This window comes from Nitrincola salilacus, assembly GCF_046271865.1.
Taxonomy (GTDB): domain Bacteria; phylum Pseudomonadota; class Gammaproteobacteria; order Pseudomonadales; family Balneatricaceae; genus Nitrincola; species Nitrincola salilacus.
The window spans coordinates 4,259,913-4,280,442 of the sequence record NZ_CP176580.1 but is presented as its reverse complement, the minus strand read 5'-3'; the positions used below and the strand labels follow the sequence as shown (position 1 = coordinate 4,280,442).

The 20,530-nt window shown below is 51.4% G+C and carries 17 protein-coding genes; 10 read left to right on the top strand and 7 right to left on the bottom strand.

Annotation, left to right across the window (positions count from 1 at the left end):
- Window positions 1-278: 278 nt before the first annotated feature.
- A complete protein-coding gene (locus ACK3CJ_RS19735) occupies window positions 279-1,205 on the bottom strand; it encodes a 2-hydroxyacid dehydrogenase (RefSeq protein WP_409523904.1) in 927 nt (308 codons plus the stop codon).
- A 260-nt stretch (window positions 1,206-1,465) separates the two neighbouring features.
- Complete coding sequence (gene cadR, locus ACK3CJ_RS19730; RefSeq protein ID WP_409523903.1) at window positions 1,466-1,882, bottom strand: Cd(II)/Pb(II)-responsive transcriptional regulator; 417 nt, start codon at window positions 1,880-1,882, stop codon at window positions 1,466-1,468.
- An 88-nt stretch (window positions 1,883-1,970) separates the two neighbouring features.
- Between cadR and ACK3CJ_RS19725 the strand changes: the two genes are divergently transcribed.
- A complete protein-coding gene (locus tag ACK3CJ_RS19725) occupies window positions 1,971-4,127 on the top strand; it encodes a heavy metal translocating P-type ATPase (protein WP_409523902.1) in 2,157 nt (718 codons plus the stop codon).
- A gap of 7 nt (window positions 4,128-4,134) precedes the next feature.
- Here ACK3CJ_RS19725 and ACK3CJ_RS19720 read toward each other — a convergent pair whose 3' ends face one another.
- Window positions 4,135-5,043 (bottom strand): LysR family transcriptional regulator, encoded by a 909-nt coding sequence (locus ACK3CJ_RS19720; protein ID WP_409523901.1) that lies wholly within the window; start codon window positions 5,041-5,043, stop codon window positions 4,135-4,137.
- A 153-nt stretch (window positions 5,044-5,196) separates the two neighbouring features.
- On the opposite strand from ACK3CJ_RS19720, the gene ACK3CJ_RS19715 reads away from it, so the two are divergent.
- On the top strand, window positions 5,197-5,529 hold the full coding sequence (locus tag ACK3CJ_RS19715) for a hypothetical protein (protein WP_409523900.1): 333 nt from the start codon (window positions 5,197-5,199) through the stop codon (window positions 5,527-5,529).
- A gap of 28 nt (window positions 5,530-5,557) precedes the next feature.
- Here the strand turns inward: ACK3CJ_RS19715 and ACK3CJ_RS19710 are convergent, their stop codons facing one another.
- Entirely contained in the window at window positions 5,558-6,076 is a 519-nt protein-coding gene (locus tag ACK3CJ_RS19710) for a methylated-DNA--[protein]-cysteine S-methyltransferase (protein WP_409523899.1), read from the bottom strand.
- A 346-nt stretch (window positions 6,077-6,422) separates the two neighbouring features.
- Here ACK3CJ_RS19710 and ACK3CJ_RS19705 point away from each other — a divergent pair, with 346 nt between their 5' ends.
- Window positions 6,423-8,297, top strand: coding sequence for a diguanylate cyclase domain-containing protein (locus ACK3CJ_RS19705; RefSeq protein ID WP_409523898.1), 1,875 nt, complete (start codon window positions 6,423-6,425; stop codon window positions 8,295-8,297).
- Between the two features lie 98 nt (window positions 8,298-8,395).
- On the opposite strand, the gene ACK3CJ_RS19700 is transcribed toward ACK3CJ_RS19705, so the two are convergent.
- Window positions 8,396-9,670, bottom strand: a complete 1,275-nt coding sequence (locus tag ACK3CJ_RS19700; protein WP_409523897.1) for an aromatic ring-hydroxylating oxygenase subunit alpha — start codon at window positions 9,668-9,670, stop codon at window positions 8,396-8,398.
- Window positions 9,671-9,968: 298 nt separating this feature from the next.
- On the opposite strand from ACK3CJ_RS19700, the gene ACK3CJ_RS19695 reads away from it, so the two are divergent.
- The 5 genes from ACK3CJ_RS19695 to ACK3CJ_RS19675 all read left to right on the top strand — a co-directional run bounded on the left by ACK3CJ_RS19695 (window position 9,969) and on the right by ACK3CJ_RS19675 (window position 15,205).
- Window positions 9,969-11,075, top strand: coding sequence for an FAD-binding oxidoreductase (locus tag ACK3CJ_RS19695; protein WP_409523896.1), 1,107 nt, complete (start codon window positions 9,969-9,971; stop codon window positions 11,073-11,075).
- A gap of 139 nt (window positions 11,076-11,214) precedes the next feature.
- The gene (locus ACK3CJ_RS19690; RefSeq protein WP_409523895.1) at window positions 11,215-12,207 is read left to right on the top strand and encodes a serine/threonine protein kinase; all 993 of its coding nucleotides are present in this window, start codon (window positions 11,215-11,217) and stop codon (window positions 12,205-12,207) included.
- A 19-nt stretch (window positions 12,208-12,226) separates the two neighbouring features.
- Window positions 12,227-12,823: an IMPACT family protein gene (locus tag ACK3CJ_RS19685; RefSeq protein ID WP_409523894.1), complete on the top strand. Its 597-nt coding sequence runs from the start codon at window positions 12,227-12,229 to the stop codon at window positions 12,821-12,823.
- A gap of 31 nt (window positions 12,824-12,854) precedes the next feature.
- Window positions 12,855-13,475, top strand: a complete 621-nt coding sequence (locus tag ACK3CJ_RS19680) for a LysE family translocator (RefSeq protein WP_409523893.1) — start codon at window positions 12,855-12,857, stop codon at window positions 13,473-13,475.
- Window positions 13,476-13,777: 302 nt separating this feature from the next.
- A complete protein-coding gene (locus tag ACK3CJ_RS19675; protein ID WP_409523892.1) occupies window positions 13,778-15,205 on the top strand; it encodes a PLP-dependent aminotransferase family protein in 1,428 nt (475 codons plus the stop codon).
- Between the two features lie 31 nt (window positions 15,206-15,236).
- On the opposite strand, the gene ACK3CJ_RS19670 is transcribed toward ACK3CJ_RS19675, so the two are convergent.
- Together ACK3CJ_RS19670 and ACK3CJ_RS19665 are read right to left on the bottom strand one after the other, a co-directional pair.
- Complete coding sequence (locus ACK3CJ_RS19670) at window positions 15,237-15,872, bottom strand: LysE family translocator (RefSeq protein WP_409523891.1); 636 nt, start codon at window positions 15,870-15,872, stop codon at window positions 15,237-15,239.
- 509 nt (window positions 15,873-16,381) lie between these two features.
- Window positions 16,382-16,765 (bottom strand): COG4315 family predicted lipoprotein, encoded by a 384-nt coding sequence (locus ACK3CJ_RS19665; protein ID WP_409523890.1) that lies wholly within the window; start codon window positions 16,763-16,765, stop codon window positions 16,382-16,384.
- A gap of 252 nt (window positions 16,766-17,017) precedes the next feature.
- Between ACK3CJ_RS19665 and ACK3CJ_RS19660 the strand changes: the two genes are divergently transcribed.
- Together ACK3CJ_RS19660 and ACK3CJ_RS19655 are read left to right on the top strand one after the other, a co-directional pair.
- The gene (locus ACK3CJ_RS19660) at window positions 17,018-18,073 is read left to right on the top strand and encodes a tetratricopeptide repeat protein (protein WP_409523889.1); all 1,056 of its coding nucleotides are present in this window, start codon (window positions 17,018-17,020) and stop codon (window positions 18,071-18,073) included.
- Window positions 18,070-20,505: an EAL domain-containing protein gene (locus ACK3CJ_RS19655; RefSeq protein ID WP_409523888.1), complete on the top strand. Its 2,436-nt coding sequence runs from the start codon at window positions 18,070-18,072 to the stop codon at window positions 20,503-20,505. The genes ACK3CJ_RS19660 and ACK3CJ_RS19655 overlap by 4 nt, the downstream gene beginning before the upstream one ends.
- The last annotated feature ends 25 nt before the right edge of the window (window positions 20,506-20,530 follow it).

Sequence of the window (20,530 nt, the reverse complement as noted above, 5' to 3'; positions counted from 1 at the left end):
AAGAGTCTGACTTGATTCAAGTCGGTATGTGATCGCGCCGTTCGGTCACCTTGTGAGGAGTGAACGGTCCTGTATTAATTATGGTAAACGGTGCAATGCGGTGTTTTATCTCGACTTGCAGGTCTCTGAAGGTCAGAAATGACGTTTTCGGGGCTTGTACGGAATATTCTTTCGTACCCTTATTGTGCTGAGGAGATCATGGCTACGGCTTCTCAGTATTCAGCAACTGCTTTAACGCTGATCTAGGCTTGCTTGTTCAGCGTTATGCGCTCAGGGATTCAGTAACCGTGCTCGCGGTCCACCAAGCCGTTCAGTGGAATCCCTTTGTGGTGACGACGAAGATTGTCGAGTACCGCAGCCACTGCTGTGTCCGGATGGGTCATGCTGGCAATATGAGGGGTCAGCATGATACGTGGATCGTGCCAGAAAGGGTGATCCTGCGGTAAGGGTTCGATGTTACAGACATCAAGGATGGCTGCTGAGATCTGCCCACTTTCGAGCGCGTCCAACAGGTCTGTTTCGATCAGGTGGCCACCGCGTCCGATATTGATCAACACAGCCCCATCAGGCAGATGTTGAAACAGATCGCGTGACAAAATGCCACGGGTGGCTGGAGTCAAGGGCAGCATACAGAGCAGTATGTCACTCCGGGCCAGGAAGCTTTGCAGAGAATCTTTACCGGCGAAACACTCGATACCGGGCAGGCTGTGTTCAGAGCGGCTCCAGCCCGCACATTGAAAACCGAAGGTCTGAAGCTTCGTGAGCACGGCTGTTCCGAGCACTCCCAACCCGAGTACACCTATACGGCGTGAGTTAGCGGTAACTGAAGGCATGGGTTTCCAAGTGCCCTGACGTTGCTGGGCAGAATATCGGATCCAGTCACGATGCGCAGCCAACACGGACAGTGTTGCGTACTCGACCATACCTGCCACCAGATTGGATTCGATCATGCGAACCACTGGTATGTTGTCTGGCACGCGCGACAGGTCAAACTGATCAATACCGGCACCGATCGAAAACACTATCTCCAGATTTGGAAATGTCTCAGCCAGATTCTCCGGTGGCTCCCAGGCAGCGAGGTAGCGCACCTCCTTCGGATCGCCGGTGGACGGCCAGATATTAAAGTCGATTTCAGGCGCTTGCTCAGCGAACAACTCCGCCCATCGGGCGCCACGGATCGGATCAGATTTATAGAGAAAACTCATTATTCAAATTTCCTTTTATGCAGCTCATACGAGAACTGGATTGAAAAAGGTCTATGCAGGGAGGCATGGAATCATTTTGAGCACCGTTATTTGTTGGCTCTGATATCAGTATTCAGATGTAGATAAAACGGAAGGGTGCTGGCTGGATTGACTATGGCAAGTACCACCTTTGAAGGCTAGGACGATCTTGCCAGAGGACATTATTGTTCGCAGTCGAGTGGGTGAATGGCTCAAGAGATCAGAGTGGGCTCAGGTTGGTATCAACCTGTTCCATGACAACTGCCATCCGACAACCCCTGCAAAATGCCACAGCGCTCCGCCGGGCGGGTGCTGCCACATTTCTCACGCAATGCCAGAAGGTGGGCTTTCAGTGACTGCAACTCGGCCATCCGCTCATCCACCTGATGGATATGGGTATCGACCAGATCATTGATGGCATCGCAAGTGCGCTCTGGTGTATCGCGATAGCCCAGCAGCACGCGTATCTCCTCCAATGTCATATCCAGTGAGCGGCAGTGACGGATAAATCTCAGTCGCTCCACATGGCTTTCGCCATACAGGCGAAAGTTTCCCTCCGTGCGGCCCGGTTCCGGCAGGAGCCCCTCCTTCTCATAGAAGCGAATCGTTTCCACTTTGCAGTCTGTACGTTTGGCCAGTGCGCCGATCTTGAGTGACATGGTCTTTTCTCCAGTTCTTGACTCTATAGTAACTACAGGTATTAAGCTGAACAAGTGAGATACTTAAAAAGACTGCAACGGAGGCAATATGCGTCATACAGGAAGCGATGTTGGGCTGGTTCAGGCCATCTTTCGCATCGATAACATGGACTGTCCCACAGAAGAGAAGCTGATTCGCGGCAAACTTGGTGGTATGCAGGGAGTAGTTGAGCTGGATTTTAATCTGATGCAGCGCCAACTCATCGTGAGTCACGATCCGGCAGTGGCGCAGCAGATCGCGCCGGCATTGAAGCAACTGGGTTTTGATCCGGTGGAGATCACTCCTGATATGCCGAGCGATCAACCTGCTGTGGCGAGCAAGAGCTACTGGAAGCTGGGAGTGGCTGCTGTGGCGGCGTTGCTGGCTGAGTTACTGGGCTGGACGCTGGGTGAGCAGCATGCATTGGTGATTGTGGCGGCCGTGTTAGCTATCGCTTTGGGTGGGTTGCCGACCTACAAAAAAGGGTGGATTGCTATCCGCAATGGGCAGCTCAATATCAATGCGTTGATGTCGATTGCTGTAACTGGCGCACTGCTGATCGGCCACTGGCCAGAGGCGGCGATGGTGGTGGTGCTGTTTGCTCTGGCTGAGTTGATCGAGGCGCACTCGCTTGATCGTGCCCGTAATGCCGTGCGTGGTTTGATGGCGCTGGCACCGGAACAGGCGAGAGTGCAGCAGGTTGATGGGCGTTGGCTGATGTGTGCAGCGGGTGAAGTGGCCCTTGGCAGTCTTGTTCGCGTCAATCCCGGTGAACGGATTGCTCTGGATGGTGAGGTGGTCAATGGCTTCTCATCGGTCAATCAGGCCCCGATCACAGGTGAAAGCCTGCCGGTTGATAAAGCCGAAGGTGATCCGCTCTATGCCGGTACGATCAATGAACAGGGTTCTCTGGAGTATCGGGTGACGGCACGTGCAGGTAACAGCACGCTGGACCGTATTATCCATGCGGTGGAAGCGGCTCAGGGCAGCAGGGCACCGACACAGCGCTTTGTTGACCGTTTCGCCAGTATCTATACCCCTGTGGTTCTGGTACTGGCTGTGCTGGTGGCACTGGTGCCGCCGCTGTTGGGTGGCGATTGGCTGGACTGGATCTACAAGTCATTGGTGCTGCTGGTGATCGCATGCCCCTGCGCGCTGGTGATTTCGACGCCGGTCACAGTGGTCAGTGGTCTAGCAGCCGCTGCGCGCCGAGGCATACTGATCAAGGGTGGTGCCTATCTTGAAAAGGGACGCACACTGCGTTGGTTGGCGCTGGATAAAACCGGTACCCTGACTCAGAGCAAACCGGTGCAGACGGATTATCAGATCTGGACCACGTTTCAGGATCAACAACTTCAGGAGCATAAGCCTCAAGGGCATAAGCCTCAAAAAGACCCGCGCAGTCTGGCCATCAGTCTGGCAGGACGCTCCGATCATCCCGTATCGCGCGCCATCGCTCAGGCTATAGAGAAAGAGGTCAGGGGCGAAGAGGTTGCTGATTTCACGGCATTACCTGGGCGAGGTGTCAGAGGTGTGCTGTCGGGTCAGGTCTGTTATCTGGGGAATCGTCGTCTGATCGAAGAGTTGGAATTAATGACCCCTGAACTGGAGATGCGAGTGCTTGAGCTGGAGCGGGACGGGAAAACAGTTGTCCTGTTGGTGCAGGATCAGTCTGTTCTGGCGCTCTTTGCCGTAGCAGATACGCTGCGCAGTACGAGTCAGGAGGCTATCTCTCAGTTGCATGCGCTGGGTGTTCAGACTCTGATGCTGACTGGGGATAATGCAGTCTCTGCACAGGCGATGGCCCGGGCTGCGGGTGTTGATCGTGTCGAAGCGGATCTGCTGCCTGAAGATAAACTGCGCCTGGTGGCTGAACTGTCAGCGCAGGGCCCGGTGGGTATGGTGGGGGATGGCATTAACGACGCACCCGCATTGGTACGGGCTGATATCGGCTTTGCGATGGGCGCTGCCGGCACGGATACCGCAATCGAAACCGCCGATGTCGCGCTGATGGATGATGACCTGCGCAAATTACCGGCCTTTATCCGCCTCTCCCGAGCCACCATGGCGATTCTGATGCAGAATATCGCATTGGCTCTGGGGATCAAACTGGTCTTTCTGGTACTGGCGCTGGCAGGTATGGCCACGCTCTGGATGGCAGTATTTGCCGATGTCGGTGCCAGCCTGCTGGTGATCGCTAATGGTCTGAGGCTATTGAGGCGTTGACGGATTGTCAGCCAAGTCCTTGCAGAGCGTCGACCACATGGCTGGCTAATATACTGCAGGTCTCATCCGTACCTTGCCTCTGAATCAACAGCATCTGATAATCGCCCAGTGCAGGTAGCCCGTACTCCTTATCCAGCTTGCGCAGGGGTGGTTTCACCAGTCCGGCCGGGAAGGGCGCTACCGCCAGGTCTGCAATCATGGCTGCAGACTGTCCGGAGCAGTGTTCACTGGTGTAGGCGATGCGATAGTCAATCCCCGCCTGATCCAGAGCTTTCAATGCCATGCTGCGCCAGGCACAACCCTGGCTGGCCAGAGAAACCGGCAGCGGAGTTCTCATGGCGGCAATGCCACCCTCGCGCCCGGCCCAGATCAATGACTCGGTATGTACGACCTTTCCTCTACCTTTTTCCAGCCCGGTACTGCCTGCCGTGATGACGATCAGATCCAGTTCGCCTGCATCCAGTCGTGCGGCCATATCGATGCTGCGGCCCATCACAACATCCACCTGAGTAGCCGGGTGAGATCGGGCAAACTGGGCCAGCACGCAGGGCAGAATACGAGTGCCGACATCGTCACACGTGCCAAGGCGGACAGTACCAGCCAGTGAGGGCGACAGAAACTGTGTGACAGCCTCTTCATTGAGTTTTAGCAACCGGCGGCCATAACTCAATAGTACTTCTCCATCGGGCGTCAGACTGACCTGTCGTGCCTCTCTCAGAAACAATGTCTTGCCCAGGGTTTCCTCCAGTCGTTTGATCTGCATGCTCAGGGCTGAAGGGGTGCGGAACACCTGGTTGGCGGCGCGAGTAAAACTGCCGGTTTCGGCGATCGCGACAAACATGCGCAGTACATCCGTATCCAGCAGAGGCAGAGAAGCGGGCGTGATATCGGTGTGTGAGGTTTGCAGAGTTGTCATACCTGAACCTTTCAATTTTTCTTAATCATGAGTGTAGTTCTTTTCGTTTGATTGAACAATATTTCGAGGCCATGCTTACACCAGAAATAGACAAATATCAAATATTCGGCAGATAGAAAATGATAGTTTGATGAATTGCCAAGGGGGCACGAAATGACAAATCTTAACCATAAATGTGAGTTGTATCGTCAGGATGTAGTGGACAAAACTCTGCTTGAAAAGCCTGTTTTCCCTGATATATACATGCCAGCCATGCCGCCACTGGGGTTGATTGCAGCGCTCGAAAACTGGTTCAGAGCCTGGAGTCGGCGGCACAGACTGCTACGGCTGTTGGAATACGATGATCACATGCTTGAAGATATGGGGTATACCCGTCAGGATCTGCTCTGGGCTGCAGAGCAGCCATTACGGGTGGATGCTCGACTGGTATTACAGCAGCAGCGCGAAAAGCAGCGTGCGCTTTTAAAAAAACACAGAGGCTGGTAAGTGCCTCAAGGGTGGATATGACGGGTCGCTAAAGCAGTGACCCAGTCATCAGAGCCGCTTCATGTTCCAGTAGCCAGCGTTTACGCCAGACGCCACCGCCGTAACCGGTCAGGGCTCCATTGGCACCGATCACCCTGTGGCAGGGCACCACGATGGCGATAGGATTGGCGCCATTGGCAAGGCCAACTGCTCTGCTGCCTTTTGGGTTACCAACAGCTTGTGCCAGCGTCCCGTAACTCCAGGTTTCACCAGCAGGAATATCCTGCAGAGCTTTCCATACTTTGAGTTGAAAGGGGGTGCCATTAGTCGCTGTTGTCAGCGTTTTCAGAACCTCGATCTCACCCTCGAAATAGGCTTCAAGTGCCAGCTTGATAGATTCTGGTGCCGCCTGATTACTCAGGGTGTATTCACCGTAATGACGCTGCAAAAGCTTATGCATGCGAGGTTGATAGTCCTCGAAATCCAGTGCTCTCAATACGCCCGCTTCGTCAGTTACGATATACATCTCGCCGATGGGGGAGGTGTGTGTGTCAAGCAGTAACTGCATGGTCGGTTTCCTCTGCTGCTGTCTGTTCGGTGACTCTACTCAGCTATTATGACTTGAAGTTGAATAATCGTGTCGGATTAAGTATTCCAACTGGTCTTGTCAGATTTAATCTCTATAGTTGTTGTATGCCTGAGAAGGCTGACAACTGGATGAGGAGAGAAATTTCTTCCAAATAAATTAGCTCTAGTGAATATTCATTTATTTACGGGTGCTATACCATGCAGCCTGGGTATTAGGGGTATCTGTTATCCTGAATCATCCATGCGGCAACAGTTACCGGCCTGATAAACTCGGCCTGTGTCTTGTTGCAATATATAATCAAGGAGTTCAGTGGGCAGGATCAGGCATGGACATCCAGACGAAAGTCACGCGTACCTTTAAGGTTCTTCTCTTAATCCTGTTACTGCTCTGGCTGGTATTTCAGTTAGTGCTGGTCAATTTCTACACGACCACGACCGTGCGCTATCAGGAGCAGGTGTGGTTGCAGATTGAGCAACGTACCGCTTCTCTGGCTCGTACACAGCGCGAACTCGTTTCAGCCAAGATGCTGGAGCTGGACAGAATACTGCTGACCATGCGTGACATGATCAGTAACACTGGGTTCTCAGTGGCCCAGATTCGAGCAATGATGTTGACCCGCAAGGGGTTCAGCGACGAGATCGCCGACTTTATATTGCTTGATCAGGATGGCGAGGTCCTTGCCTGGACACATGATGGTCCGATTCCAGTTGTCAGAGATCGTGATTATTTTCTGTGGCAGAAGAGCAGTGACGGTGATTATCCCTATCTATCAACTCCCTCACTTTCCCGTGTACAGCAGCCTCGTCACTTTATTGCCTTGAGTCGTCCGGTGTTGTCAGATGAGGGAAAATTTGCCGGTGTGCTGGCGGCAGCCATTGATATTGAACGCCTGGCGCGCTCTCTGGGAGAGCTGACCTATTCAGGCGAGATGACTACTGTATTGGCGAAAGATGACGGTACGATTGTGCTGCGTCTTCCTTATATTGAAGAGCCGGTGGGGCAGACTCTGGCATCAATTATCGCTTATGGTGATCAGTTGCCGCAGAGAGACAGTTATCAGGTTATCTCGCCATTTGATGGGCAGTCTCGCCAGATCTCTTTTGAACGTACGACGCACTGGCCGCTGGTGGTGTTTGTCGGTGAAGAGCTGGAGCCCGTATATGCCAACATCGCTGATTTCAAACAGCGCGAGCAGCAGCGCTGGTTGGGAGTGTCGGGCCTGGTGACTGTATTCATGCTGATCATCGCCTGGCTCCTCTGGCGACGGCATGGCATAGAGCAGGATCTTAAAGCGGGACAGAAGGCACTTGCTGATCTTAATCAGCGCAACCTGGCCATCGTTGAGGCGATGCCTGATCTGCTTTTTACCCTGAATGGTCAGGGATACTTCATTGATTATCAGGCGGGTGAAGAAACACTTCTGCTGCTCCCACCTGAGCAGTTTATCGGTAAAAACATATCAGAAGTGATGCCTCCCCAAGTGGCAGATAAAGGCATGGCGAGTATTTTGCGCGTAATTCAGACGGGCTCAGTTCAACAGATAGAATATGATCTGCAGATGCGAGGTCAGCAGTTTTATTTTGAGCTGCGCATGTCTCGGCTGGCGGATGACAAGGTGCTGGCGATCGCCCGTGATATCACTACCCGAAAGCTGGCCGAGGAGCAACTGACCTGGCAGGCAACACATGACAGTCTGACCGACTTGCCCAATCGTGTGCTGTTTTATGATCGTCTGAATATGACAATCAGCGAAAGCCGTCGTTATCATCAACACTTTGCGCTTCTGTATATCGATATTGATGGCTTTAAACCGGTCAATGATTCTCTGGGCCATGCAGCGGGGGATCAGCTTCTGGTTGAAATAGCCCAACGAATGCTGAAGTGTGTACGCTCTTCAGATACGGTTGCACGGTTGGCAGGTGATGAGTTTGCCATCATAGTGCGGCACTGTGAGGGTCGGGATGTTGCAGCCAGATTGGCAGATAAGGTGCTTCAGGCGATTGCTCAGCCCTTTGTGCTGGATGCTGGCAATGTTGAGGTTTCAGCCAGTATCGGGATTGTGCTGGGTAATAGTGAAGGTGAAGAGGTGGATGCCGACCGTCTGGTACATGCTGCAGACACTGCGATGTATGAGGTCAAGGATCAGGGTAAGGGAGGCTATCGTTTCTATTCAGGCAGGTCGGCGGGCTCAATTAACTGAGCTGAGTTGCGCTTAGTTGAGCAGCCCTTAGCTGGGTGATCTGAACAGTGATGGCCACTCCATCTTCAATAGAAGGAGTGGCCATTTGCTTGCCAGACTCAGTCCAGCGTTGTGTTTTTGTAACCAGTGTTGTTCAGTATGGTTTCGCTGTACCAGTTAACGAAATCGATTACGCCGAACTCAAAGGTCTCAGAGTAGGGGCCTGGCTCATAGGCGATCGAGTTGATACCGCGCTGGTTCTCTTCCGCCAGTACGCGGTCCTGATCATTGGTAGCATCCCAGACTTTGCGCATATGTGTGATGTCATAATCCACACCCTCAACCGCATCCTTGTGTACCAGCCATTTGGTGGTGACCAGTGTTTTCTGTGGGCCAAGCGGCAGCACACGGAACGCAATCGCATGGTCACCCATGAAATGGTTCCAGGAGTTGGGCAGGTGCAGGATACGCAAAGAACCCATGTCAGGGCTGGTCAGGCGCCCCATCAGTTTCTGGCAGGCTACTTTGCCATCCATGGTCATGGAAACAGTACCGTCCAGCAAGGGTGTACGGGTCATGCGGTTGCGCTTGCCGAAGTACTTCAGCGCATAGGGTACCTTCATCGCATCCCAGTCTGCCTGTTTACGCTCAACCAGTGCTTTGTATTCCGGCGTAGCTAACGGATCATCGGTATCATCAAACTGCTGTAGCGAGTTCAGCAGCTCAGGGTGTGAGCCGTTGCAGTGGTAGCATTCACGGTTGTTCTCAAGCACCAGTTTCCAGTTGGCATCCTCCAGTACGTTGGATTCAACCGCTACCTTGAGGTTTTCCATATCATAGGGCTCAAGATAATTCTCAAGCTCAGCCGGGAAAGCTTCGAACTCCGGCGGGTTGTCGGACAGGCAGATGAAGATATAACCACTGGCTACCTTGACGTTGACCGGCTTCAGGTTATGCGCGGTCAGATCAAAGTTTGCACCCATGTCAGAACCGGCAAACAGCAGGCGGCCATCCAGTTCATAGGTCCATTTGTGGTAAGGGCAGACCAGCTTGGCAACTTTGCCTTTGTCGGTCACGCACAGGCGCGAACCACGGTGGCGGCAAACGTTGAAAAAGGCATGTACTTTGTTGTCGGCACCGCGCAATATTACAATCGGGTTGTCGCCGATGTTCAGCGTGATGAAGTTGCCTTTGGCCGGGATTTCACAGGTCAGCCCGGCAAACAGCCACTCTTTCTCAAAGATCTCTTTGATATCCAACTGAAACATGCGCGCATCGTTGTAAAAGGGCTGTGGCAAGGAGTAATTTGGCTTGCGGGTTGCCAGCAGACTGGAGGCGGATTCGCGGATATCGTCCATCGGGTCAGTCAGCTGAGAGTGTGAAATCTGGTTCATTGCCTTGGTCCTGTAAATAGGTTGCAGCCTGATAATCTTGTTTTGGTGTTTCAGTCGATCTATGACCGTGCGGCGAGTGTGGATTAGCCAGCGCTTGGTCGATTATCTGCCAGCGACATCAGATGATGCGGCGACGACGTGTAAGACCAAAAAAACCACCAGAAAGGTGATTATAGCGATGGTCTGTGTCGTTAAGAGATAAGTGGTCGTCATTGAGCATGTCCAGAATGCAAGGTAATAACAAGGGGTGCGTATACTACGCATTATAGAGCTTTATTTCGCTGCCGGATGAACTGATATGACAACAAATTTCCTGAATACGATTACGACTCAGACTTGGGCAAACGGCCGCCATATGGTTCGTTGTGTCAAGGTGATCCAGGAGACCTGGGATGTCCGCACGTTTTGCTTCATGGCAGAGCAGCCGGTTCTCTTCTTCTTCAAGCCAGGGCAGTTCGTCACACTGGAGCTGGAGATAGATGGCGAGCCGGTCATGCGCTCCTACACCATCTCAAGTTCACCTTCCGTGCCCTACAGTTTTTCCATTACCGTCAAGCGTATGCCGGGGGGCAAGGTATCCAACTGGCTGCATGATAATCTGAAGCAGGGCGATGAACTGGCGGTACATGGTCCGGTCGGTAACTTCAATTGCATGGACTATCCGGCCGAGAAGGTACTGATGCTGTCCGGCGGCGTCGGAATCACGCCACTGATGTCGATGGCGCGTTGGTATTTCGACACCAATGCGGCGGTGGATATCGAGTTTATCCACAGTGCGCGCTCACCCAAGGATATTATCTTTCATCGCGAACTGGAGCATATCTTCTCGCGCATCCCCGAGTTCAAACTGCATATTATCTGCGAACGCAGTGATGAGCTCGGCGAGTCCTGGTTTGGCTTCCGTGGTTATCTGAACCAGAAGATGATGGAGCTGATCGCACCGGATTATCTTGAGCGTGAAATCTTCTGCTGCGGCCCCACACCTTACATGAATGCGATCAAAAACCTGTTGAAGGCGACCGGTTTCGATATGAGTCGCTATCATGAAGAGTCTTTCGGTGCGACCCCGATCGACATCAAGGAGGAGGTGCTGGAACTGGCTGAACAGGCCGAGCAGGAAGCGGAAGATGTCAATGTCGCGGATATGGTGCAGGTCGAGTTTACAGCATCCGGCAAAAGCGTTCGGATCATGCCGACCGAAACCGTCCATGCTGCTGCGGCCAAGCTCGGCCTGCATATTCCCAAAGCCTGCGGTATGGGTATCTGCGGTACCTGTCGTGTTGCACTGACTTCGGGTGAGGTCGAGATGGAGCACAATGGCGGGATTACAGATGAAGATGTGGCAGATGGCTACATTCTATCCTGCTGCAGCCGACCAAAAGGGAATGTCGTTGTTGAATACTGATAGCTGAGTACTGATAGTCGGCTACTGATAACTGTTTGATGGTGCAATAGCTTATTTGTTTGTCGGGTGCGTGTTACCGGTCGGTTTATCCGCTAAGATGAGATGAGTAAAGTCTCATTGACGCAAAAACGGATATACGATGAATACGGTAGCACCACACCCTTTTGAAACACTGACACCGGAGTTCATCCTCGCCGCTGTTGAGTCTGTCGGCTATTTCTGTGATGGCCATATTCTGGCACTGAACAGCTACGAAAATCGTGTCTATCAGGTGGGTATAGATGATCAGGTCCCTCTGATCGTCAAATTCTACCGCCCGCAGCGCTGGAGCAACGAACAGATACTCGAAGAGCATCAGTATTGCCTGGAGCTGGCAGAGGAGGAGCTGTCGGTCGTTGCTCCAATGGTGGACGAGAGCGGCTGCACTCTGCATGAGTATAATGGCTTTCGTTTCGCACTCTATGTGCGTCGTGGTGGTCGTGCCCCAGAGCTGGATAATCTGGAGCATCTGTTCGTTCTGGGCCGGACACTGGGGCGGATCCATCTGGTTGGTGCCAGTAAGCCGTTTCTGCACCGTCCGGTGCTGGACTGTGAGTCCTTCGGCTATAAAAGTATCGAGTTTGTACGCGATCACTTTATTCCCGCTTCGCTGCGTGAAGCTTATGCAACGCTTGCCCAGGATCTGATGCAGATGGTTGAGGCGGCCTTTGCTGAGGTGGAAGATGTTCGGTTGATCCGTGTTCATGGTGATTGCCATGGCGGCAATCTGCTGTGGCGTGATGAAACACCACATTTTGTTGATTTTGACGATTCGCGCATGGCGCCGGCAATACAGGATCTATGGATGTTGCTCAGTAGCCCGGAACGCCTGGAGCGAGAGCAGCAACTGGCAGAAGTTATCGCCGGCTATACGGAGTTCGCTGATTTTAACCCTCGAGAGCTGCACCTGATCGAACCGTTGCGAACACTGCGCATGTTGCACTACTGTGCATGGCTGGCACGTCGCTGGGAGGATCCTGCGTTTCCACACAGCTTTACCTTCTTTAATACCGAGCGTTACTGGGGCGAGCATATTCTGCAACTGCGTGAGCAGCTTTTCGCGTTGAGAGAGCCAGTGCTGAGGCTCATGTAAGGATCTGACTGGCTTTTCAATGAGTAGTATCAAAACCCTGGCCGCTCCGGTGGAGTGCGAGCTGGAGATTAAAAAATCCCGTTTCATCGGGCGTGTCGAGACAATCTCCGATCTGGATGAAGGGATGGCGCTTGTGGAGTCGTTACGCAAGCTGCATCCCGAAGCCACTCATGTCTGCTTCAGCATGTTGGTCGCAGGGCAGGTGCGTCAGTCTGATGATGGAGAGCCATCGGGTACGGCCGCAAAACCCATGCTCAATGTCCTGCAGCACAAACATCTTGATGGTGTTCTGGCTACGGTGGTGCGTTATTTCGGAGGCGTCAAACTGGGCGCCGGTGGTTTGGTGCGAGCCTACAGCCAGGCAATAAGCGAGCCATTGGGGCGGGCTGAATATGTTGAAATAAAACCTCGTGCTGAGGCTGTTGTCAGTGTGGATTTCGAGTATGATTCGCTGCTTCGCAGGCTGGCCAGAGAAGCGGGTCTGGAGATAGATGTTCATTATCTGGATCGTGTTTCCGCCAGGGTCTCAGGGGATGCAGTCGCGTTGCAAAACTGGCTGGAGATGCTGACTGAGCAGACACGCGGTACCGCTACCCTGGAACAGGACTCACTTTAACAGACTCATTTTTACAGGAAGCGTAAGCGCGATGAATCTGGCGTTGCTGTCGGTCTTTGTGCCGACATTTTTCTTTGTGTCGATCACCCCCGGTATGTGTATGACGCTGGCCATGACATTAGGCATCACTCTGGGTGTGCGCCGTACACTGTGGATGATGTGGGGAGAGATGCTGGGCGTGGCGCTGGTCGCATTGTTGGCCGTGCTCGGTGTTGCTGCTGTTTTGCTGGCCTATCCCGGTTTTTTCCAGGTCTTCAAATGGGTTGGCGGGGCTTATCTTTTTTATGTTGGTGTGCAGATGTGGCGCTCGCGGGGGCGTATGGCGATTCCTGAGTCGTCTGCTGTGCGCCAGACTGTCTCTGCATGGCAGCTGTTTGTGCAGGGATTTGTCACAGCCGTCGCCAACCCCAAGGGCTGGGCCTTCCATGTTGCACTGCTGCCACCTTTCATCAATCAGCAGCAGGCGCTGATCCCGCAGTTGGTGGTGTTGCTCGGCATCATCGTGCTCCTCGAATTGATCTGCATGCTGATCTATGCCGGAGGCGGCAAGGCGCTGAGGCTGTTTCTGCAGCACACCTCCAATGTGCGGTTGCTGAACCGTTTCGCAGGCAGTCTGATGATAGGTGTCGGACTCTGGCTGGCTTTTCTCTGACCTAATCCGTGATGCTCTCTGAAGTCACGGATATAGGTTAATGAGATCGCAGTTTTTGAGTTAGAAACAGAAGTGGGGTGTTCATTCTCGGTGTGTTCAGAGCAACCTATACGATGGGCAATATCTACAATATGTGCTCTTTGTTGGCGAATTTGTTTTATCATGTGAAAGTCCTCTCGGCTTAGCATGGCGACTCTCCTTTCCGGTTTTGTCACCTTCAAGGAAAGGCCCTGCGGGTCGGGAGAACAATCTATTCTGATGAATACGGACTTTAAGCTCTTTTGTTGACAATGGAGGGATCAGTGGCGAAGTATTCAGATTTGGCCGATGTACTGCGTAGCAGGATTGAAATGGGTCTTTATCAAGAGGGGCAGCGACTACCTTCTTTGCGGATATTGAGTGCAGAATATGGTGTTAGCTTAGGGACAGTACAGCAGGCTTATCGAGTTTTGGAGGAGGAAGGGTTAGCCGCGCCCTTGCCTAAATCGGGCCACTTTGTTAGTCGAAAGCAGAGCCTCAATTTGTTACCAAGGATGCGAGAGATTGAGAAACACCCACTCGATATACTGGAATGGGACGAAATCTATAAGGTGACTGCCAGTACACCTGACAAAGACGTACTGCAACTCGGGAGAGGTATGCCAAGGGTTGATACACCAACGTTACAGCCCTTAATGAGAAGTTTAAGTCACGAGGCAAAACGGTGGCAGAAGGACGGACTTAATTATGAGAATATCAAAGGTAACTTTGATTTAAGATCACAAGTAAGTAGGACATTAATTGACTCTGGATGTCAGGTTGATCCTGATGAAATTATCATTACTGCCGGTTGTCAAGAAGCTTTAATGTGCTCTATTCGAGCCATTTGCAATCAGGGCGATATCGTAGCGGTTGAATCTCCCAGCTTTCATGGTGCGATTCAGACACTGAAAGTATGTGGCGTAAAAGTCATAGAGGTTCCCACTGATCCGTTAACAGGGATAGAGCTGGAATCACTGGAGTTGATAGCTGAAAAATGGCCTATCCGAGCCGTGTTGGTGAATCCAAACTGCAATAACCCGCTAGGGTATGTAATGCCGGATGATCGCAAAAAAATTCTGGTAGATCTATCAAAAAGGTTTGGGTTTTCTATCATAGAAGATGATACATACGGTGATCTCACATTCCGATACCCTCGACCTAAGGCAATAAAGTCGCAGGACACGGAAGGTAAGATTATTCTTTGCGGCTCTTTTTCAAAAACGCTGGCACCTGGACTGCGGGTCGGTTGGATAGTTCCTGGCCGTATCTATGACAAAGTTTTGCATACAAAGTACATCAGCTCAGGTGCAACCGCGACAGCAAACCAAAGAGCTATCGCTGAATTCATGGGAAAGGGGAAGTATCAGATCCATCTTCGTCGTATGCGCGCGCATTACAAATCCAACAGAGATATCATGACGTGTTGGATATCAGAGTATTTTAATGCTCGCGTTAGGGTTAGTAGACCTGAAGGTGGATACTTTCTTTGGGTGGAGCTTCCTGACGGCGTGTCTGCATATGAGTTAAGTGATAAGCTAATACAAAAGAAAATACAGATTGCAACGGGAAAAATATTTTCATCTACAGGTAAATACGAAAATTGTATTCGTATAAATTATGGCGGAATATTAGATGAGCGTGTCGAATTGGCGATAAAAACTATTGGAAATTTGACTGTAGAAATGAATATATCAGAGCTCGTCCGTTAATGCGTATTATATTCAAACAGGTTATTCTCCTTCAGTGAATGGTAGATAACCCTAGTGCTGATCCAAAAAAAACAAAAAACACACCTACTACTTTAGATCCTATTATGCCAGCGGATGGTGATGTTATTTTTGAGGCTATCTTGGTCGCTACCACGGCATAACAGGAAAGGACCGAGAATTTTATCAATGCACTTAAAATCACGAGAAACGCAAAAAAATATAGATCTGGGGTGCCTGACGTCTCGAACTGTGGTAGAAGTGCTGCAAAATAGACGAGTGCTTTCGGGTTGCTTATCCCTATTAAAAATGACTGAGTCCACTGCTTCCACAGATTAGGTGCCTTTGGGTCTGGTTTATCTGACCTTACATTTCCAGTAGTCATCATGCTTTTATTGAAGGCCACGATTCCTAGATAAATAAGATAAGCGGCACCAGCAAGCTTTAATGCATTAAACATGGCTGGTTGATTTGCAAAGAATGCAGCCATGCCTAATGAGGATATCAAACCCATAATTAATATGGCGAATACATCACCTGTAAGTACTCCTATTGATTTAAGCGGTCCGTATTTTATGGAGTTATTTACGAGGAAAACTGTGGACGGTCCGGGTGATCCTGCCTGCACCATAGTAATCAGGATGAACGACAGCCACGCATAGGTTGTCATAAGGTAGCCCTCATCTGGTTGATTTTACTAATTTAGTCGTCGTAGTTTTCATCATCGACCAATCAATACTTTATAAAGTGACATTTAACACCTTGATTGACCGATCAGATAAGAACCAGTTAGTTGGTTTTTTAGGTGTACAGTTGTGAAACACCCATTCTGTATGGTTAGTTTTATTAAATCTGTACCATAATCTCTATGCCATCCATCAAGATGGTCCAAACATATAATGGATGGCTAGCTTGAGATAATGGAAACGTGGCTTTCATTCGGACGAGTAAGAGGGTTGGTGAAGGATGTGAATGAGCTAAGATTGCGACTCAGCAAGCTGATTCTCCATTGATGAGTGGTAGATTGATTCACTCTGGGTGTGTGTCACACTGTGGATGATGTGAGGAGATATGCTGGGGGCATGGTCCAGGTTCCAGCTGAGTAACAACCTCCCGACGGGTATTGATCCAATCGGGAGGCTATTCTGGTTTTTCTATTGTATTTCACATCATTGCACTTTATTCCACCGGAACCACAAACCAGACCTGATTGAACTCGTGCCCGGTGACATCACCCGGCTCAGTATCTCTAACCCAGGTATACAGCGGCATATCCTTATATGCCCACTGCTTTGAGCCATCGCTGCGCATGATGATGCTGAAGTCGCCTGCGGCCATTGCGCCATCACCCGCCATCAGCGGTGGCCAGTTGGCTGCACAGCCGTCATTGCAGTTTGATGTGCCGGAAGTGTCGCGGGTAAAAGTGTACAGGGTCATACCCTGCTGATCGGTCAGAACTTTTCCAAGAGAGGTGTCACCCACTGCAATCGGAGCATCACCATGCATATCGGCGATGAGCAAAGTGGATGTCAGTAACAGGCTGAAAAACAGTGCAATTGTCATTGAGTGTTTCATGATATTACCCATGTTATTGTTTAAAAACATTTACGCGCCCAATTGGGCTGTGGATCAAGTATAGGAAGGGAGTGTGGATTTCACACCTGATTCAGGGCATGATAATTTAATAATTTAGAGGGAGTTTGCGTTATAATGCGCAGCTCGACAGCCGGTTACGTGCTGTTCTGGTTCTCTTGCTCAGGAACTCCCTGAGCACAGGCGTGTCAGTTGGTGTTCAATCCGATCTGGAGAAAATGTGTGCGGCTACTGGCTATTCTTTGTTTGAATGTTGCTTTGTTGAGCGGCTGCGCAAACGTGCAGCGTGAGCAGGTGGCAGGTGTTGATGTACAGGATAATTCCAGAGAGGGTGTTGAGCAGGAAGTGCGTGCGCTTTTCGAGCAGCCCTTTATTGATCCACTGACTCGCTATCTGGAGCGCTATTCAACTGACCGCGCACGGGCTGGTTTTATCCGGCAGATCAGCGCAGAACGTGACAAGCGCTGTGCCGTTATAGCTGCGCGCTATGAGGAGCAGCCCAGGACCCTGGAATCCCTTGAGCGTTACCGCCGAGGCTATGATTACTCCTGTTCTGAAGATGTAGAGGCTTTTGCTGCATTGGTTCAGGCTGCAACCGGTTCGAAAACCCGGGCTCAAGAGGTGGCGTCTGATACTGATTCAGTGCCCGAATCGCTAACGGATGCGCAGCGAAATGAGTGTTATCTACTGACCAAAATCCGTAACTTCAATGAAGCCAGAGAGCTCTGCATCATGCCTGCAGAATCTGGTGATATGCGCTCCCAGCTCAATATGGCACTGATCTCGCAGGCGCTCCGAGATTATCCTGAGGCTCTGCGCTGGGCGCGTCTGGTGGCTGAGCGTTCACCGGAGGCGCGCTATGTACTGGGTCAGCTGTTCGCTAATGGTCAGGGTGTGATGCAGGATTATGCCGAAGCATTGACCTGGTTTCAGCGTGCAGCCAATGATGGTCATGCGGGATCTCAGGCGGCACTGGGCATCATGTTTCTGAAGGGGGAGGGTGTCGCTGCCAATCCACTGACGGCAAGACAGTGGCTGCTGAAGGCTGCGCGTCAGAATGATGGGCGTGCTCAGTACTATCTGGGTGAGATGAGCGAGATGGGTGTATTGGCAGAGCGTGACCCCATGCAAGCGCTTGCCTGGTATGACCTCTCCAACCGTAATGGCTACCGAGATGCCAGGACCAAGATGGAGTCACTCAGTAAACAGGTGGATCCTGAAAAATTCAGTCAGGCTCAGGCACAAGTGAGGCAGGTGCTCAGTGGTGGGCAGCAATGAGTCGTGCTGATGGACCTGTTCGTCATGGTCGTCTGCAACTCTTTTTGCAGACACTGCGCCATCTGAATCCCTCGAAGCAGTCGATAGTCTGGGTGCTCCTGCTGTTGATCGGGTTATTTATCGCCGGTATGTGGGTTATCTCAACACTGAATCTTAACTTCTCCCAGAAAGCGATGAGCGAGCTGCGTGAAGTGCAGCTGGAAGAGGTATTCTACGCCAATCTCGACCGCATCAATGCCCAGCATCGCCTGCTTGAAAACTACACTTCAGATCTTGCCCGCATGGGTGAGTTGTTCTGGCATCTGCAACAGCAAAGCGATATGCAGCAGGCCGGTGAATTTGAAGGTGCACTGCTCGAAAAGCTGAGAGACTTCCCCGATGTGTTCGGTGCCGGTGTCTGGTTTGAGTCTGGTGCGTTCATCAGTGGTGGTGTCTATCATGGAGCTTTTGCTTACAGAGGCGATACGGCTGATCCTGTACTGATGTCGCTGGCCGAGGCCGGGATAGTGGATTATCGCTCTCAGCCCTGGTTTGATCAGGCGGTGTCGGATAGTTGGTTAGCATCTGACCAGGAACAGCAGGATTTTTACTGGACGCCTGCCTATTATAATCCTGTGTCTGGGGCGGCGGTGCTGACTCTGGTCAAACCCATGTATGCACGCAGTGGACAACTGATCGGTGTTGTCACCACTGATTGGCATGCAGAAAGAGTGATTGATCTGGTCGGTCAGGTTGAGGTGACACCCAATACTTTTGCCTATCTGATTGATCGGAATAATCGGCGCCTGTCTGCCTTGAGTGAAATTGACGACAGCGAGCAGGCGCTGCAGGTCATGGATGTGATTTTGCAGGAGCGGTTGGTCGACTCTCTGAATGAGCGCATCCGTACGTTGTTACCCGGTCTGCAGCAGCGTGGCGTAACTATGCAGCATCATCAACTGGCGGTCGATGGACGTGAGTTTGAGCTGAGCTTTGCAGCCACCAGTGCAGATATGCTGTTTGGCATAGGTGTGCCGCGTGATGAGATAGATGCTGTGCTGCAGCCAATGCGGAGCAGTAATTTCTATATTCTGCTGCTGACTGGCCTGGTAATGCTGCTGTTGTCTGGTGTGATTCTCTACAAGGTGGTCGGGCTGATGCGTCAGCTGCAGGCCTCCTATACCGATGAGCTGACGGACCTGCCAAACCGTGCCAGGTTGCTGCTGGATTTCGGTAGAGAGCCAGGTGGTAGTCTGTTGCTGATCAATCTGGATGGTTTCAAGGAGATTAACGGACTGTTCGGTCATGCCTGTGGTGATTATGTGTTACGTGTGCTGGCTGGATGGCTGACAAGCTTTATTGACAATAATCGACGTCTTGGAGCGATGCGTCTGTATCGCCTGACAGCTGATGAGTTCGCGATTCTCGGGCCAGACAGCTCGCAGCAAAAAATGCAGAACTATCTGCAGGCGTTGAATGAGTATCTGCAGCGACGCAGTCTGACCTGGCAGGATCAGGAGATCACGATCGGGGTGACTCTGGGAGCTGCGATCCATCCACCGGAAGAAGTGATCGCATCCGTTTCACAGGACAGCATGATCACCTGGGCTCGCTTTGCACTGAAGCAGGCACGACTGCAGCAGAAAAATTATGTGATCTATGATCTTGAACAGCGCATTGAAGATGCCTATGAGCACAATCTGCTCTGGGCACGCCGTGTTAAACAGGCGCTGGAGGATGATCGTATCCTGCCGTTTTTTCAGCCGATCTATGATAACCGTAGCGGCAGAATCACTAAATTTGAATGTCTGGTTCGCATGCGTGACGAATCAGGAGAGATCGCCAGCCCAGGACAGTTTCTGGATGTTGCCAGGAAACTGCGTCTGGACAGACAGCTCACCAGAATCATGGTTGAAAAGAGTCTGACGACCTTCGCTGATACACCTTACGAGTTTTCGATCAATCTCTCCTATGCCGATCTGTTGGATCAGGATCTGAGCCGTTTCATCATTGAGAAACTGGATGAATCAGGGTTGGGCAAACGCATTATTTTTGAGATATTGGAGTCTGATGGTATTGAAAACTATCAGGAGGTGCGACGTTTTATTGATGAGGTGAAGAAGCGCGGCTGTCGTATTGCGATAGATGACTTCGGCACCGGCTATTCCAATTTTGAGCACCTGCTGCGACTGAATGTGGACTTGATCAAGATTGATGGCAGCCTGATACGCAATCTGGATACTGATCCAGTGGCTTTCAGCGTCACTCAGGGAATTGTCAATTTTGCGCGCAGCCTGAGTATGGAAACGGTGGCTGAGTTTGTCCACAGTGATAGTGTGCAGGAGAGGGTTCGCTATCTGGGTGTGGACTTTTCACAAGGTGCCTATTTCTCCATGCCACAGGCAGAGTTGGTTACAGTCGCTGCTGCTGAACCCGTTGTCGAGAAGGAGTAGTGTCTGGTGTTGTGATGGCTGGCAG